We start from the raw sequence: 15,116 nt of genomic DNA on the forward strand, positions 1-15,116 counted from the left end.
TGTTAACCGCGTCACGCCGCCTACTATCAGCGCGTGTTCCCGACGAAGACCGCCGCCCGGCAGCACTTCCTCACCGCCCGCGCTGACCGGCCCGTAGCGGACCTGCTGCCGTCCGCCCGCGTGCAGCCGGCTGTGCAGAGCGCGCAGCGCGTCGCGCTGTACGTCTCCCGGACGCCGGAGCCGCCGACGGGCGCACTGATCGATTGGCTACTCGCCAACGGGCGCGAGGTGCTGCTGCCGATTCTGTACGCCGACAACGACCTGGGCTGGGGCGTCGCGCCCGGAGCGGCTGACCTGGTCCCTGGGCGGCTCGGGATGTCCGAGCCGCGGATCGACCTGGGCCCGTCCGCGATCAGCACCGCGGACCTGATCATCTGCCCGGCTGTCGCGGTCGCCCGGGACGGAGTCCGGCTGGGGCGCGGCGGCGGGTCCTACGACCGCGCGCTGACCCGGGCAACCGCCGGTACGCCGATCTGGGCCGCGGTCTACGACTCCGAGGTCGTCGAGACGCTACCGGCCGACCCGCACGACCACCTGGTCCAGGCCGCGCTGACGCCGACCGGGCTGATCCCGGTCGGCACCGCCGCTTAGCGCTCCGGCTTGGCGGTGAACGTCAGCGTGTGCTCGCGCCTGGACTCCACCGCGCCGCGGCTGAACGCCCAGGGCAGCGTCTCGCCCTTGACCCACAGCTCCGTCTGGTCGGTGTAGTTCGACGCGAACGCGTGACCGGAGACACCGGTCAGGTTGATCCAGCGCGACTTGTCGAAGTCGGACAGGTCCACCACCATGCGCATCGACGGCGTCGACGTCACGGTGTAGCCGATCGAGGCGTCCCAGCCGGTCGCGTCGACGATCGACGTACCGCCGCCGAGCTCGTAGGGGCCGCGGTTGAACAGCTTCTCGACCACTCCGATACCGGACGTACCCAGCGTCTGGTTGGTCAGCGTCAGCTTGTGCAGCCGGCCCCACTCCCAGTTCGAGGGCTCCCGGGCCATCTTCTTGGTGATCTCCGCGCGGGCGTCGATCATCGACTGCCGGAGAATGTCGTCGCGACTCTCGACCTGCGGCGTCCGGGTGTCGTCCCAGAAGGCGCTGTTCGGCTGCCCGAGCAGCGTGTGCACGACCTCCACCCACCGGGAGCCGCCGTCCGGCCAGGTGTCCTTCGGCAGCTGGTCGTGGAACGTCTGGGAGAGCAGGTTGCGCCAGACGACGTTGAAGTACGCCGCGGCGGCGGAGTCGGCCGGCTGGGTGAAGTCCCAGCCCTTCAAGGTGTCCTGGCCCTGCCGCTCGAAGGCGTCGTTGATCCCGATCTTGAGCAGGTACGGGACCAGCAGCTCGGCGGCGCGGTTCTTGGTGTCGAGCTGAATGGACGCCATCTCGTTCGGGTCGAGCTTCCCGGCGGCCTTGATCCGGTCCAGGATCTGCTGCGAGCGGTAGCCGTAGTCCCAGCTGTCGCTCAGGAAGTACGGGTAGGACTTCGGGACGACGGCCTGGTTCGCGGTGACGATGATGCCGTCGGCCGGGTCGTACTCGGTCGGCAGCGCGTCGAACGGGATGTAGCCGTTCCAGTCGTTCCGCGGATCCCAGCCGGCGACCGGCCACTTACCGCTCGCGATGCGCCGGATCGGGACCAGACCGGGCGCCTGATAGCCGATGTGCCCGTCCTTGTCGGCGTACACGAGGTTCTGCGCCGGGACCTCGAAGAGCTTCGCCGCGTCGCGGAACTGGTTCCAGTTCTGGGCGCGGTTGATCGCGAACAGGGCGTCCGCCGTGCGGCCCGGTTTCAGCGCCGTCCACTGCAGGGCGACGCCGTACGCGTTTGCGGACTTCTCCCGCCCGGCGTCGCGCTCACGCCCGGCGGCCAGCTCGCCGACCCGGCGCTCGTCCTCGCCGATGTCGGACAGCAGCGGGCCGTGCCGGGATTCGCGCACGGTGATCTTGACCGGCTCGTCCTGACCGGCGACCTGGAAGGTCTCCTCGCGCTTGCTCAGCGGCTTCCAGCGGTTGTTGTAGAGGACGTTGTCGCCGTCGAGCTTCTCCAGGTACAGGTCCTGGACGTCGGGATCGAGGTTGGTGAAACCCCAGGAGATCGAGTTGTTGTGCCCGATCACCACGCCGGGCAGGCCGGCGAAGCTGAAGCCGGAGACGTCGTACGGACAGGTGCGGTCGACCGACTTGCAGTGCAGACCGACCTGCGACCAGATGCCCGGCATGGTGGCGCCCAGGTGCGGGTCGTTGGCCAGCAGCGGCTTACCGGAGTCGGTGTGATCACCGGACACGACCCACGAGTTCGAACCGATGCCGTCACCCTGGCCGAGCAGCTGCGGCAGGCCCTTGACCACCTTGTCGACCGAGTCCAGCGACTTCAGCAGGTCCTTCGTGAGCATCCCGCGGCGCACCTCGCCGGTGGACGGCGCCGTGCTGAACTTGCCGCCGGGCGAGACCGAGGCGCTCGGCACGATCGGCTCGTTGCGGTCGAACGGGTACGGCGGGTAGAGCACGTCGACGCTCTTCGACGGCATCGCCGCCAGCAGCTTCGTGCGGGTGATCTCCTCGCCCAGGTTGCCGCCGAGGTCCCAGGCCATGGCTTTCAGCCAGGCCAGCGAGTCGGTCGCGTTCCACGGCTCCGGGCGATAGTCGCGGCGGCCGTTGGGGTCGAGGCTGAGGACGGCGTACTCGAGGCTGAGGCCGGAGCCGCTGTGCTTGTCGAGGTAGGCGTTCACGCCGCGGGCGTAGTCGTCCAGGTACTGCCGGGTGGCCGGGCTGAGCAGTTTGAGCTCCCGCTCGGCGACCCGGCGCCAGCCGAGCGTCCGGACGAACTTGTCCGTCTCCAGGGCGTCCTTACCGAACAGCTCGCTGAGCCGGCCGGCGGTCACGTGGCGGCGGAAGTCCATCTCGAAGAACCGGTCCTGCGCGTGGACGTACCCCTGCGCGGCGAACAGGTCGGACGGGCTCTGGGCGTAGATCTGGGGAATGCCGTTCGCATCCCGGACGACCTCGACGTCGGCGTCCAGCCCCGCGAGCTCGACGTTGCCGTCGTACGTCGGGAACGAGTGGCGGACGACGAAAACGGCGGTACCGGCGATCACCACGAGGACCGTGGCGAAGGCGATACCGCAGATGATGACGGCTCGAAGCAGGCGACGCACGGACCCAACCGTAGAGAATCCGGCCCGAGGCCCCAAATGGGGACCACGGAACTTTGCGTTGCTCTGCGTTCCGGCGGGGCTGCGGAGCGCGGTTCCAGGCGGGGCGCGACCCGCAGAGTTGGAATACTTCGGGTCGCTGACGCATTATTAGCAGTCGAGTAGTAGGAGTGCCAGCGGCCTGAAGGGAACCCGAACCGTGCCGACGTACCAGTACCAGTGCACCGACTGCGGTGAGGCGCTCGAGGTGCGGCAGAGCTTCACCGACGACGCGCTGACCGTCTGCCCCGCGTGCCAGGGCTCGCTGCGGAAGGTCTTCAACGCGGTGGGCGTGGTCTTCAAGGGCTCCGGTTTCTACCGCACCGACAGCCGCTCCTCGGGCAAGGGCTCGATCCCGGCCAAGTCGGAGTCGTCCTCGTCGTCGGGCTCCACCGGGTCCGGCTCGTCGTCCGCGTCGGAGTCGAAGCCGAAGTCGTCGGAGTCGAAGTCCACGGGTTCGTCGTCCGGCGGCTCCTCCTCGAGCACCAGCGCCGCCTGATTCCACGCCGGGCAAATTGCCCTGTGGACAACTGAGAACGGGGTGCCGGAGACTCATATGTTCTCCGGCATGACACTGCCTTCGTTCCTCCGTGACCTGTCCCGCGTGCTCCGCTGGCGCCGTCGGCTGCTGGCCGGCCTCGCCGCCGCGGCCGCCGTCTATCTCGGCCTGACCAGCCTCGCGCCCGATCCCCCGCCGACAATCGCCGTCCTCGCCGCGGCCCGGGATCTGCCGGGCGGAGCCGTGCCCGATGCGCTCCGGACGATTCAGCTACCTGTCGACGCCGTGCCCAGTGGCGCGATCAGACCTGGCGCGGATCTGGCGGCCCGGGTCCTGAGCGGGCCGGTCCGCGCCGGTGAACCGCTCACCGACGTCCGCTTCCTCGGCCCGCCGCTCGTGCCGACCGGCCTGGTCGCGTACCCGTTCCGAATCGACGACTCCGATATCGGCGCGCTCCTGCGCGTCGGCGACCGCCTCGATCTGTACGCCGGGACGAGTACCGCCGGGGATGCCGCGGGCCTGGTGGCGCAGGCCGTTCGGGTGATCGCGCTACCGAAGTCGACGTCGACCGGTGCGCTGATCGTCGTCGGCGTCACGCACTCGATGGCAGCCAGACTGGCCCAGGCCACAACGAATTCCAGGGTCTCGGTCGCGCTGACACCGGACACGAGTTGATCACGCGACGAACATTCGGCGACACGATGGGTAGTTGTGCGGCGCGGTCTCTCGCGTGACCAGCAGCGCGGTCCTACGTTGACTCGGGTACATCACCCGTTCGTGGAGGCACCGCAATGCTCAAGGGCTTCAAAGAATTCATCATGCGTGGGAACGTCGTCGACCTCGCGGTCGCCGTCGTCATCGGCGCTGCCTTCGGCAAGATCGTCACGGCGCTCGTCGACAACCTGATCAACCCATTGGTCGCCGCGATCTTCGGCAAGCAGGACATCAGCAAGGTATGGACGTTCAAGCTCAACGAGGCTGATTTCTCCGTCGGCGCCGTCCTGCAGGAGGTGCTCAACTTCCTGTTCGTCGCCGCGGCCGTCTACTTCTTCATCGTGTACCCGCTGAACAAGCTGGCCGAGCGTCGCAAGCGCGGCCAGGAGCCGGCGCCGGCGGACGACCCGCTGACCACCGACCAGCAGCTGCTGACCGAGATCCGCGACGCGCTGCGCGCCCGCTCCTGACCCACGGCTTGAGCCCTGGCTCAGATCGCGCGCTCCGCGGTCGTTCGCGCCGACCCCACCTCGGGTGTCACCCGTGGTGGGGCGGGACCTCACGCAGGATGCGCTCGTCGTCGTCGGAGCCGAAGTCGTTCTCGCCCCAGGAGCGCGGGTTGTCGTCGCTGGTCTGCTCGGGCAGCAGCGGCTCGTCGTCTTCGTACGGGCTCGTCATGGGTCCAGGTTAGCGAGTCAGCGGGAAGAGCCGGGGCCGAGCTCACGCGGTTGCTCGTCGACGATCTGGCCCTGGACGGCGCCGGGATCGAGAGTTGGCGCGGCGGCCGCGGCCTGGAGCAGCGGCTGGATGCCCGGTTCGCCGATCCACCGGTCGCCGAGCACGCACCAGGCGGTCAGCACGGACAGCGTCGGCGCGGTCAGGCCGGCGATGCGCAGCGGCTCGGCCTCCATGAAACCGAAGTTGATCATCCAGTTGGCCGGATCGGGATAGAACTCCTGAACCGAGTTGTAGTAGAAGCTCAGCCAGCCGCGCCCGGGCAGCTGGGTGAGGATCCGGTAGTTCGTCGCGACGGTCGGGACTTCCTGCAGGTCGCGCCACATCAGCTCGGTGTTGCGTTTGGCGACGGCCTTGCGGTTCATGTTCACGGCGGCGTTGGCCGCCAGGGCGCCGACGACCAGCGCCGGGTGACCGATGAACAGGCCACCGCTCTGCGTGTAGCGCCCACTCCCCCGGTACAACCGCGAGTAGTGCGTCTGCGTGTGCACGTAGGGCACCTCGCCGGGCTCCAGCACCAGGCCGTAGATCGTCAGCGGTTGCGGCTGGTTCCCGGCCAGGAGCCAGCGCGCCCAGTCGATACCGAGCTGCCATTCCTCGCGCTGGCGCTGTTCGATCGCGCCGTTCCGGTTCCGGGCCACGGCACAACATCGTAGTCGGGAAACGGCGTACAGTGCCTGCGCGTTACAGAACCGGCTCGGTTCCCCCACGATCCCAGGGCGTGACCGGAACGACGCGCCGCCGTGATCGTTTGGCACGCGCTATGAGACTCCGTTCAACCATCATGGGTGGCCTTGCCAACCGGAAGGACCCAGTCGTGAGCGCATTACGGACACGGGGCCTGATCGGTGCGACGCTCGTCGTGGCAGTACTCGGGATGGCCGCCGCCTGCGGCACCGAGAACGCCTCGTCTCCGCCCGCCGCCCAGCCCACCAACACCCCGAGCAGCACGCCGACGCCGCCGCCGAGCGCGACGCCGACCCCCAGTACGGACTGCCCCGACACGATCCAGTCGGTCCAGGAGGCGACCAACAAGGTCGCGTGGGGCACCGGAGCCGCGAAGTCGCTGTTCCAGCCCGTCGCCGTGACGATCTGCCAGTACGACGCCGGCGCGACCGGGCCGACGTACGCGAACGTCACCACCAAGCGCAACGGCGCCCAGGCGACCGGCTTGTTCGCCCTCGTGAACGCGGCCAAGCCGGTCGCGAAGAAGCCGGATTTCTGTACCAAGGAGCTGGGCCCGACCTGGGTGCTGCGGTTCACCGACAACGACCGCGGCGTCCTGTCCTACACGGTGGAGTCGTTCGGCTGCCGCCATCTGGTCGCGACCGGTCTGGAGGGCCAGGGCAAGCCCGGCGTCCTGCCGGCGCCGCGCCAGGCCACCCCCGAGCTGATCAAGTCGCTCGGCCTGCGCTGACCCTGCGCCGGACGCGCCCCCCGAAGCCGTCCGGACCGGGTCACACCGCGGTCCAGACCGGGAGACCGGTCTGGACCGCTCGGTGCGACGCAACCGGTGAGATGTAACTGTGCGACGAACCATGCAGCACTCTGAACACCTCGATGCATCTAATAGATGTGAGGTGTTGCACGCCCAGCCCGGGAGTCACGAGTGGAGTTCGAGGAGTACGTGTCCGCGCGCGGACAGGACCTGGTCCGGCTCGGTTTCACCGTCTCCGGCGACCACCAGCGCGCCGAGGACCTGGCCCAGACCGCGCTGATGCAGGCGTTCCGGTCCTGGCGCAAGGTGCGCGGGGCGGACGACCCGCACCACTACGTCCGGCGGATCCTGGTCAACGAGTACCTGGCGATGACACGTCGCCGCTCGTTCACCGAGGCCCCGACGGCCGATCTCGACCCGCGCCGTACCGTGCCCGACCCGGCCACCGACATCGTGAACTCCGACGACCTGTGGCACGCGCTGCAGGAGCTGTCGGGCCGGGAGCGGGTCGTGCTGGTCCTGCGCTACTACCAGGACCTCGACGACCACACGATCGCCGACCTGCTCGGCATCAAACCGTCCTCCGTCCGCTCGACGGCCAGCCGCGCGCTGACCGCACTGCGGAGGACCAGGCAGTCCCACCGTGTTGATGAGAGGTTGTCGTGAGTAACACCGATCTCGAGGATGAACTGCGCGGGACGCTGGACCGCGCCGCTGCTTCCGTACCGACGGCGGTCGGTCTGTCCGACCGGGCGACGTCCGGCGTCCGTCAGGCCAGGCGCCGGGCGTGGATCGTCTCCGGCGCCGCCGCGGCCGCTGTCGTCGCAGTGACGGCCGTGGGCTTCGGCCTGACCAGCCGCGACGCGACGAACCAGCCGGCCGTCGCCGGCGGCGGTGCGACGTCCCAGCCCACGCAGTCCGCCGAGCAGGCGCCGTCCGCCAAGACCCTCACCGGGAGCTGGAACGTGCTGCGGATCAGCGGCCAGTCGCTGAAGGCGCCCCGGCCCGACGTCCCGATCCTCAAGTTCCGCGCCGACGGGACGTGGAGCGGCTCGGACGGGTGCAACGGCGTCCAGGGCACCTACACGATCGGCCAACGCGGCGCGTTCAGCGCGAAGGCCGGTCCGCAGCGGCTGATCGGCTGCAACAACGTTCCGCACAGCGACGTGCTGCAGTCCGCCAAGCGGCTCGCGGTCACCGCGGGGAAGGACGCCGACACCCTGGCTTTCTACGCCGCGGACGGGCGTGAGCTTGCCAGATACGCTCGCGCACGGTAGTCAAATTTGCTTGCGGACCGTGATCGCCTATTGACTGAGCGGAGTCTCTCACCGGACGATTGACCGAGGTCGTCCACTGATAGGGGAGCTCTGTGCGACTCTCAGCCACCGTCCCACTGCTGGCCCTTGGCTCAGTCTCACTCTTCGCAGTCGGTCTCACGGCCACCGCGTCGACACGTTCGCCAGCCGTCGTCCCGGCCGGGGCGGTGACCGCGGAGGCCTGTTCGCACGGGCAGCCGTCGATCAGCGCGGCCTCGGCGAAGCGGCTCAGCCAGCCGACGTCGCCGAAGGATCCACGGCCGCTCGGCGAAACCCTCGGCGAGGGGGTCGGCACCGCGCTCCGCTCGCTCGAGCCGCTCGACGCGACCGGCCGCCCGAAGTCGGGTCTGCCGTACGGGTTGAGCCAAGGCGTGGTCGGGGTGATCGGCTCGGCCACGACCGGGTTCAAGGTCGTCGTCGATGCCAAGGTGCTGAACCAGAAGCGCTACCAGGCCGCGATGGCGAAGAACGTGCCGCCCGCGGGGAAGCAGCTGGTCGGCGTCGAGCGCAGCTGTCGCTCGGCGCAGGCGATCGCCGAGAGCTGGCGGGCCGTCGGCGCGCGGGCGTGGTCCGATGACGCGCAGCGGACGACGTTCGCCGCGGACCTCGATCCGAGCACCGAGAAGGTTCTGGTCGAGTACGACAAGGCGACCACCTCCCCCGAGTCGCTGACCGGGCTGCGCGGCCTGTCCGGCGTACAGCTCGTCGAGGGCGCGCTCGCGCGGACCTCGCGGCTCAGCGACACCCCGAAGGGCGGTCACTGGGGTGGCGCGCGGATCAGCTCGGCCAGCAAGAACTGCTCGGCCGGCTTCTCCGTCGTCCGCCGTTCCGACGGCAAGCGCGGCTCGGTCACCGCAGGGCACTGCGGCGGCGTCGGCACCGAGTGGAAGTCCGGCCCGAACTACTACGGCACGACCACCGTGCGGACGAAGTACCCGGACTACGACCAGTCGCTACTGACCGGCAGCAGCTACGGCACCAAAATCTGGACCGACGGCCCCGGCGACTCCGCCAACACCCGCACCGTCACCGGCGGCGCCGACCCCGGCGTCGGCACCTCCGTCTGCCAGTCCGGCAGCTTCAGCACCTCGCTCTGCGGTCTCACCGTCCGCTCCACCAACGCCCGCTACTGCGACACCGACGGCTGCACCACCTACGTCATCCGCGCCACCCGCGGCGGCCAAGTAGCCATCGTCGGCGGCGACTCCGGCGGCCCCCTCTACAGCCGCCCCGGCTCAGCCACCGCCACCATCCGCGGCATCACCTTCGCCGGCGCCGGCTGCGCCTCCTCCCGCTGCACCACCCTCTACGCCGAACGCTACGCCTCCATCACCGGCCACCTCGGCGTCCGCGCCCTCACCGGCTGACCCCTCCGCTAAGCTGTCCCCGCATCGTGCGCCCCCGTAGCTCAGGGGATAGAGCGTCGGTTTCCTAAACCGTGCGTCGCAGGTTCGAATCCTGCCGGGGGCACAACCGATCGGCGGGCTCTGCTCGCACAGCAGACCCGCTGCAACCACACGTCACACCACTCCCCGGACAAGCCCAGACCGACGATCGGCGGGCTCTGCTCGCACCGCGTTCGTGGGATCGCTTGTCCAGTGTTTCTGGACGCAGGCCCACCTCGCTCGGAGGGCCTGCAGCCGGGCTGTCGAGCTGCCCTCGCGTCCCAGCGCGGGAGCAGCTCGAGTTGGTCAGCGGCCGGTGGCTTCGCCGAATTTGTCGGTGGCCTGGTCGGTGAGGTTTTCGGTGGGGAGGTCGATACCGGTGGTTTCGGTGACCTGGTCGCCGAAGGCGTTGGCCTGGTCCTGGGCCGCTTCGGCGTGGCCTTGGGCGGTTTCGGTGAGGCCTTCGGCGGCCTGGGTGGCCTGGTCGGTGACACCGGAGACGTCGACGCCGGTGGTTTCGGCGATCTTGTCGGTGGCGCCGGACAGGTCGATGCCGGTCGCCTCGGTGACCTTGTCGGTGGCGCCCGAGAGGAGCTCGGAGGCCTTGTCCTTGAGGGAGTCGAAGATACCCATGCGGGGAGAACCCTTCAGTCATCGTTGGCTAGGAGGGGATCACCCAGCGTAACAAGCAAACCCAAGAGCTTCCTGAGGGAAGCTGCGGCAGAATCGCCTTGTGAAGAAACCGCAGTCCGATCCCGTCGTCGCCCGCAATCGCAAGGCGGCTCACGACTATCACCTGGGCGAGACCTGGGAGGCCGGGATCGTGCTGCAGGGGATGGAGGTGAAGGCGCTGCGGGCCGGGCGCGCTTCGCTGGTCGGCGGTTTCGCCATGGTCGAGGACCGTGAGATCTGGCTGCACGGCGTCCACATCCCGCAGTACTCGCAGGCGCGCTGGTTCAACGACGGCTCGCGCCGCAAACGCAAGCTGCTCCTGCATCGCGCCGAGATCGACAAGATCGAGCGCAAGGTCAACGAGGGCGGGCTCAGCCTCGTCCCCGTCACCCTCTACTTCAAAGCCAGCCACGCCAAGGTCGAGATCGCCCTCGCCCGCGGCAAGAAGACCTGGGACAAACGCCAGACCCTCGCCGAGCGCGAGGCCAACCGCGAAACCGAGCGCGTCCTCCAACGCCGCCTCAAGGGCCGCACCGACTGAGTCACGGCGTCGCGGCGAACGACTCCTGCTCAGCGACCGCTTCCGCCGGCAGGGCCGTGGTCAAGGTGCCCGTCGTGAAGGCGACCAGGAGCGCGGCCGCGGCGAGCACCAGCTGCCGACGAGACCGCCGCCGCGGGACGTGGACCACGGACACCGTGGGGGTGGGTGGCTGGGGGTGGGTGAGGTTCGTGTGGGTTTCGAGGTAGGGGTCGAGTTGGGGGTCGGTCAGGCCGCAGGCTCGGAGGTAGGTGCGGAGGAGGTCTTTGCGGGGGAGGGTTTCGCGGTTGAGCATGGTGGCGGTGGTGGAGGCGGGGAGGGATTCGCCCAGGCGGGCGGCGCGGCGTTCGAGTTCGCGGTAGCTGTGGCCGGTGCCGGCTTTGAGGCGTCTGAGGTCGGCCAGGAAGGCTGATTCTTCGGGGGTCATGGGGCTCCGTTCGTACGGGTTCGTACGCATTCGAACACCTGAAAGGGTTGTTCGGCGGTCGTTGCCCCGGTCAACGTGTGGATCTCCCCGAAACCGATCCCGGAGGTTCCATGTACCGCGTCGCGCTGGCGTTGCTCGTTGCGCTCGGCAGCACTGCCTGTTCCGCTCCCCCGACCGAATCGGTCGCGGCGTACCTCGCGCGCACCATCCCCGACGGGCCGGGTGGGACCGTGGTCGCGGCCCGCGGCGACCAGCTGGGGTACTGCGAGGGCTTCGGCCTGGCCGATCGCGAACGGCGCATCCCCGCCACCTGCGACACCGTGTACGACGTCATGTCCATCACCAAGCAGTTCACCGCAGCCGCGATCCTCAAGCTCGAGACGATGGGCAAGCTCCGCGTCACCGACCCCATCTCCCGCCACCTCGGCCCGGTCCCCGCCGACAAGCGCGGGATCACCGTCCACCACCTCCTCACCCACACGGCCGGGCTCGTCGAAGGGCTGGGCGACGACTACGACGTCCTGAGCCGTGAGCAGCTGATCGAGCAGGCGCTCGCCTCCAAGCTGACCCCCGGCGCAGAGTTCCAGTACTCGAACCTGGGTTACGGACTGCTCGCCGCCATCGTCGAGAAGGTGTCCGGTCTCGGCTACGAGGAGTTCCTCGCCAAGCACCTCTTCGGACCAGCCGGCATGACCGACACCGGCTACCTCCTCCCCCGCTGGCCCGTCGACCGCGTAGCCGTCGAGTACGACGCCGCCGGCCGCCGCCAGGGCCGTCCGATGGACCATCCCTGGGCGGACGACGGTCCGCACTGGAACCTTCGCGGCAGCGGTGGCCTCCTCTCCACCGCCCGCGACCTGTTCCGCTGGCACCGCGCCCTTCTCGACGACACCGTCCTACCGGCCGACGCCCGCACCAAGCTCTTCACCACCAGTGAGTCCTACGCCTACGGCTGGAACGTCCGCACCGCCGACGACGGCAACCGCCTCGCCTGGCACGACGGCGGCAACGACTGGTCCCTCGCCAACTACGTCCGCTCTCTCACCGACCACACCATGTCCTTCTGGGTCACCAACCAGGTCACAGGCCCCAACTGGAATCTCGAATCCCTCGAGCCCGACCTCACCTTCGGCATCCTCAACCGCGCCTGACCGGCCGGAGCTGACCTAGCTGGCGTGTTGGGAGCTCAGGGTGGAGAGGAAGGCTCGGGCAGTCGTGGCGTGGTGGTTGAAGCCAGCGGTCGTGGCGGCGTGGAGGGCGGTGGTGCAGAGGTTGGCTGCTTGGTCTGGGCGGTTGGTGGCTTGGTGGGTCGCGGCCAGGCCGAGAAGGGCTGAGACCTCCAGATAGCTGATGCGGTTCGTGCGGGCGGACTGGAGGCCCAGCTCGTAGTAGTGCTCGGCTCGGGCGTGGTTGCCAGTACGCAGGTGGACGGTGGCGAGCATGGTGAGGGTTGCCGTTTCAGCGCGTGGGTTGGCGATGTCCTGGGCGATAGCGAGGGCTGCCTGGGCTTCGGTCATGGCGGCGGTCAGCTCGCCGCGGTCCAGGTGAGCGGCCGCCAGGTTCTCCAGGGCGAAGGCTTCGCCGGCGCGGTTGCCGGTCGTGCGGTGCAGCTCCAGGCCTTCGGCGGCGCAGGTGCGGGCCTGATCGAGTCGCCCGGCGTGGCGGTGCACTGCGCTCAGCGAGGTGAGGCAGAAGGCCTTCTCGGGCGCAGTGACCTCGTCGAACTCGAGGACGGACGTGTACTCCTGTCCGGCCGCTTCGAAGCTGCCCATCTCCTCGTAGATGGCACCGAGGTTGGCGTGGATGGTGGTCGTGGGAAAGTCGTTGGTCTGGGCGATGCACAAGGCCGACTGCAGGCACGCCAGGGCTTGGGCGAGGTTTCCGAGCTCTCGATGGACGGCGCCGAGGTTGATCGACACACCAACCTGCCGACGTGCCAGACCAGCCTGTTCGCAGGCTGCGATCACCTGCTCGTACTGCGCGGTCGCAGGCTCGTACTGGCCCAGGCTCCAGTAGTGGTCGCCCAGGCAGTGCCGGGCCGCAGCGACCGCCTCCAGATCGGTGCCAGCCGCGGCCGCAGCCGCATCCGCGACGGCGAGCCACTCGGGGTGGCAACGCCGAGCCCAGAAGTAGCCGCGCAGCTGGTCGCACAGCCGCCAGGCCACTTCGGCTGGTCCGTGGGCCGCAGCGTACGTCGCGGCCGCGACCAGAGTGTCCCGCTGGGCGTCGAGCCAGGCGAGTGCCTCGGCGCTGTCCAGCAACTCCAGCGTGGGCAGGACGCTCGGAACCGGCCGAGTGACGCGGGCCATGGCTGAGCCCATCGTGACGACGGCCGTCTCGGTGTCTTGTACGTAGCCGGCCAGTAGCCGGTGCACTGCGTCCACCGGCTCGTCGGTCGCCTTCTCCTCGGCGTACCGGCGGAGCAGGTCGTGCATCGCGAACCGCCCGAGTGCACGGCGTTCGACCATGCTTGCAGTGCGGAGTACGTCGAGGAGCGTGTTCGCCGCCTCGGGGGTGGCATCCAGGAGAGCGGCAGCCGCGCGGTCCGTGAACCCGTGGCCGGGGACGAGTCCGAGCAGCCGGAAGAGCCGCTGAGCCGCCGGGTCGAGCGGCTCGTACGACGAATCGAACACCACGCGCACTGTCCGCGGCTCATCCTCCACGGCCAGCAGGTCGAGGGACTGCGGTTTGGCGAAGCCGGCGACGTAGTCCGCGATCGAGCCGTCGGTACCGGCGATCCGGGCCGCTGCGAGCCGCAGGGCCAGCGGGAGGTGCGCGCAGAGCTCGCCGAGCCGGGTGACGGCGTCCGGCTCGGCTGCTGCGCGGTCTGCCCCGAGGAGGCGGGTCAACAGTTCTGTGGTGTCTGGTGCGGTGAGGCCGCTGACGACTCGGGAGCGGGCACCGTCGAGAGCGACGAGTCCACTCAGGCGGTGCCGGCTGGTGACGAGGGTGAGGCAGCCGGGCTCGCCTGGTAGCAGCGGACGGATCTGCTCGGCAGATGCGGCGTTGTCCAGCACGACCAGGATGCGGCGTCCGGCGAGCATTGAACGGTACGTCGCGGTCGCCGTCACCACATCGGTAGGGATGCGCTCACTTGGTACGCCGAGCGCGCGCAGAAACCAGGTGAGTACTTCGATCGGCGCGGACGGCTCCAGTGCGCCGTGACCGCGCAGATCGGCATACAGCTGACCGCCCGGGAACCGGTCGGAGACTCGATGCGCCCACTGAACGGCCAGCGCGGTCTTTCCCATGCCTGCGCTACCAACCAGAGCTACGACGTTGGAGTCGGCACCGTCCAACCAGACGGACTCGTCGGCACGGCCGGTGAATCCCCAGACCGCTGGTGGCAGCTGACGAGGTGCTGTCCACGCTGCGACTGACGGCCTGGTCGGGGCCGGCGAGTCCAGAGTGGGGTCCGAGCGGAGGACCTGTCGGTGCAGTGCGCGCAGAGCGGCGCCGGGTTCGATACCGAGGTTTTCGTCGAGTAGCCGGTGGATGTCCTGGTAGGCGGCCAGCGCATCGGACTGTCTGCCGCAGCGGTACAGCGCGAGGATGCGCTGACCCCACAGCCGCTCGCGAAACTCGTACCGCGACGTCAGGACGGCGAGCTCCGCCGCGAGTGTGTCGTGCTGGCCCAGCTCAAGGCGGCTGTCGATGCATTCCTCGACCGCGATGAGTCGGAGGTCGTCCAGCCGCGTGATCTCCGGACGTACGACGTCCGGCGCCTGCAGGCCGTCCATGATCGGACCGCGCCACAACCCGGACGCCTGCGTCAGCCGCTCGACAGCGACTGCATGCCGACCGGCTGCTCGGGCTCGGCGTCCCTCCTCGACCAGCCGCTCGAACGCGAGCAGGTCAACGGCGTCCGGCTCGGCAACGAGCATGTACCCGCCGGCGCGCGTCTCGAGCGTCACTCCGGGACCGGCACTCGCCAGCAGCCGCCGGATGGTCGACATGTACGACGCAAGGTTCGCCGACGCCGACCGCGGCGGCCGGCCCTCCCAGAGCCCGGCGAGGATCACCTCCCGCGACACCAGCGTGTTCACCCGCAGCGTCAGCATCGCGAGCAGCACCCGCTCCTTGACCCGCCCCAGCGGGACCGGGCTGCCCTGATCACGGAACTCCACCGGTCCGAGCACACGCAGTCGCATCTGACCCCCAGCCGTCACAGTCGCCGCCCCCGCTACCGGCTGTCACAGCAGGTTTA

Annotated in this window: 16 protein-coding genes and 1 tRNA gene; 11 read left to right on the forward strand and 6 right to left on the reverse strand. The window is 69.3% G+C overall.

The window, feature by feature from the left end:
• Positions 1–33 precede the first annotated feature (33 nt).
• A complete protein-coding gene (locus ACZ6ZD_RS02395) occupies positions 34–591 on the forward strand; it encodes a 5-formyltetrahydrofolate cyclo-ligase (RefSeq protein WP_465667543.1) in 558 nt (185 codons plus the stop codon).
• Here ACZ6ZD_RS02395 and ACZ6ZD_RS02400 read toward each other — a convergent pair.
• Positions 588–3,149 carry a penicillin acylase family protein gene (locus tag ACZ6ZD_RS02400; RefSeq protein WP_465667545.1) on the reverse strand — a complete coding sequence of 854 codons (2,562 nt, stop codon included), beginning with the start codon at positions 3,147–3,149 and terminating at the stop codon, positions 588–590. The genes ACZ6ZD_RS02395 and ACZ6ZD_RS02400 overlap by 4 nt on opposite strands.
• Positions 3,150–3,345: 196 nt before the next feature.
• Here ACZ6ZD_RS02400 and ACZ6ZD_RS02405 point away from each other — a divergent pair, with 196 nt between their 5' ends.
• The 3 genes from ACZ6ZD_RS02405 (at position 3,346) to mscL (ending at position 4,868) form a co-directional block, all read left to right on the forward strand.
• Entirely contained in the window at positions 3,346–3,684 is a 339-nt protein-coding gene (locus ACZ6ZD_RS02405) for an FmdB family zinc ribbon protein (protein ID WP_465667547.1), read from the forward strand.
• A gap of 69 nt (positions 3,685–3,753) precedes the next feature.
• Positions 3,754–4,359 carry a CpaB family protein gene (locus ACZ6ZD_RS02410; RefSeq protein ID WP_465667549.1) on the forward strand — a complete coding sequence of 202 codons (606 nt, stop codon included), beginning with the start codon at positions 3,754–3,756 and terminating at the stop codon, positions 4,357–4,359.
• Positions 4,360–4,502: 143 nt separating this feature from the next.
• Positions 4,503–4,868: a large conductance mechanosensitive channel protein MscL gene (gene mscL, locus ACZ6ZD_RS02415; protein WP_465667551.1), complete on the forward strand. Its 366-nt coding sequence runs from the start codon at positions 4,503–4,505 to the stop codon at positions 4,866–4,868.
• A gap of 67 nt (positions 4,869–4,935) precedes the next feature.
• On the opposite strand, the gene ACZ6ZD_RS02420 is transcribed toward mscL, so the two are convergent.
• On the reverse strand, positions 4,936–5,076 hold the full coding sequence (locus ACZ6ZD_RS02420; protein ID WP_465667553.1) for a hypothetical protein: 141 nt from the start codon (positions 5,074–5,076) through the stop codon (positions 4,936–4,938).
• A gap of 17 nt (positions 5,077–5,093) precedes the next feature.
• A complete protein-coding gene (locus ACZ6ZD_RS02425; protein ID WP_465667555.1) occupies positions 5,094–5,774 on the reverse strand; it encodes a hypothetical protein in 681 nt (226 codons plus the stop codon).
• Positions 5,775–5,950: 176 nt separating this feature from the next.
• Between ACZ6ZD_RS02425 and ACZ6ZD_RS02430 the strand changes: the two genes are divergently transcribed.
• The 5 genes from ACZ6ZD_RS02430 to ACZ6ZD_RS02450 all read left to right on the forward strand — a co-directional run bounded on the left by ACZ6ZD_RS02430 (position 5,951) and on the right by ACZ6ZD_RS02450 (position 9,357).
• The gene (locus tag ACZ6ZD_RS02430; protein WP_465667557.1) at positions 5,951–6,550 is read left to right on the forward strand and encodes a hypothetical protein; all 600 of its coding nucleotides are present in this window, start codon (positions 5,951–5,953) and stop codon (positions 6,548–6,550) included.
• 192 nt (positions 6,551–6,742) lie between these two features.
• A complete protein-coding gene (locus ACZ6ZD_RS02435; RefSeq protein ID WP_465667559.1) occupies positions 6,743–7,237 on the forward strand; it encodes a SigE family RNA polymerase sigma factor in 495 nt (164 codons plus the stop codon).
• Positions 7,234–7,848 (forward strand): META domain-containing protein, encoded by a 615-nt coding sequence (locus ACZ6ZD_RS02440; protein WP_465667561.1) that lies wholly within the window; start codon positions 7,234–7,236, stop codon positions 7,846–7,848. The genes ACZ6ZD_RS02435 and ACZ6ZD_RS02440 overlap by 4 nt, the downstream gene beginning before the upstream one ends.
• 92 nt (positions 7,849–7,940) lie before the next feature.
• Positions 7,941–9,254, forward strand: a complete 1,314-nt coding sequence (locus ACZ6ZD_RS02445) for a S1 family peptidase (RefSeq protein WP_465667563.1) — start codon at positions 7,941–7,943, stop codon at positions 9,252–9,254.
• Positions 9,255–9,284: 30 nt separating this feature from the next.
• Positions 9,285–9,357 (forward strand) — tRNA-Arg (locus ACZ6ZD_RS02450).
• A gap of 221 nt (positions 9,358–9,578) precedes the next feature.
• On the opposite strand, the gene ACZ6ZD_RS02455 is transcribed toward ACZ6ZD_RS02450, so the two are convergent.
• Positions 9,579–9,905: a hypothetical protein gene (locus ACZ6ZD_RS02455; RefSeq protein WP_465667565.1), complete on the reverse strand. Its 327-nt coding sequence runs from the start codon at positions 9,903–9,905 to the stop codon at positions 9,579–9,581.
• 100 nt (positions 9,906–10,005) lie between these two features.
• Here ACZ6ZD_RS02455 and smpB point away from each other — a divergent pair, with 100 nt between their 5' ends.
• On the forward strand, positions 10,006–10,485 hold the full coding sequence (gene smpB / locus ACZ6ZD_RS02460) for an SsrA-binding protein SmpB (protein ID WP_465667567.1): 480 nt from the start codon (positions 10,006–10,008) through the stop codon (positions 10,483–10,485).
• 1 nt (position 10,486) lies between these two features.
• Here the strand turns inward: smpB and ACZ6ZD_RS02465 are convergent, their stop codons facing one another.
• Positions 10,487–10,909 (reverse strand): hypothetical protein, encoded by a 423-nt coding sequence (locus ACZ6ZD_RS02465; protein WP_465667569.1) that lies wholly within the window; start codon positions 10,907–10,909, stop codon positions 10,487–10,489.
• Positions 10,910–11,019: 110 nt separating this feature from the next.
• Between ACZ6ZD_RS02465 and ACZ6ZD_RS02470 the strand changes: the two genes are divergently transcribed.
• On the forward strand, positions 11,020–12,060 hold the full coding sequence (locus ACZ6ZD_RS02470; protein WP_465667571.1) for a serine hydrolase domain-containing protein: 1,041 nt from the start codon (positions 11,020–11,022) through the stop codon (positions 12,058–12,060).
• Between the two features lie 15 nt (positions 12,061–12,075).
• Here the strand turns inward: ACZ6ZD_RS02470 and ACZ6ZD_RS02475 are convergent, their stop codons facing one another.
• Positions 12,076–15,060: an AfsR/SARP family transcriptional regulator gene (locus tag ACZ6ZD_RS02475; protein ID WP_465667573.1), complete on the reverse strand. Its 2,985-nt coding sequence runs from the start codon at positions 15,058–15,060 to the stop codon at positions 12,076–12,078.
• Positions 15,061–15,116 lie beyond the last annotated feature (56 nt).

Source organism: Kribbella sp. NPDC104218, from assembly GCF_055584105.1.

Bases quoted from the DNA above. Each gene is read 5' to 3' on its own strand.
- ACZ6ZD_RS02410 (WP_465667549.1), top strand. From the start codon at position 3,754: ATGACACTGCCTTCGTTCCTCCGTGACCTGTCCCGCGTGCTCCGCTGG.
- mscL (WP_465667551.1), top strand. From the start codon at position 4,503: ATGCGTGGGAACGTCGTCGACCTCGCGGTCGCCGTCGTCATCGGCGCT.
- ACZ6ZD_RS02420 (WP_465667553.1), bottom strand. From the start codon at position 5,076: ATGACGAGCCCGTACGAAGACGACGAGCCGCTGCTGCCCGAGCAGACC.
- ACZ6ZD_RS02455 (WP_465667565.1), bottom strand. From the start codon at position 9,905: ATGGGTATCTTCGACTCCCTCAAGGACAAGGCCTCCGAGCTCCTCTCG.
- ACZ6ZD_RS02465 (WP_465667569.1), bottom strand. From the start codon at position 10,909: ATGACCCCCGAAGAATCAGCCTTCCTGGCCGACCTCAGACGCCTCAAA.
- ACZ6ZD_RS02470 (WP_465667571.1), top strand. From the start codon at position 11,020: ATGTACCGCGTCGCGCTGGCGTTGCTCGTTGCGCTCGGCAGCACTGCC.
- ACZ6ZD_RS02475 (WP_465667573.1), bottom strand. From the start codon at position 15,060: ATGCGACTGCGTGTGCTCGGACCGGTGGAGTTCCGTGATCAGGGCAGC.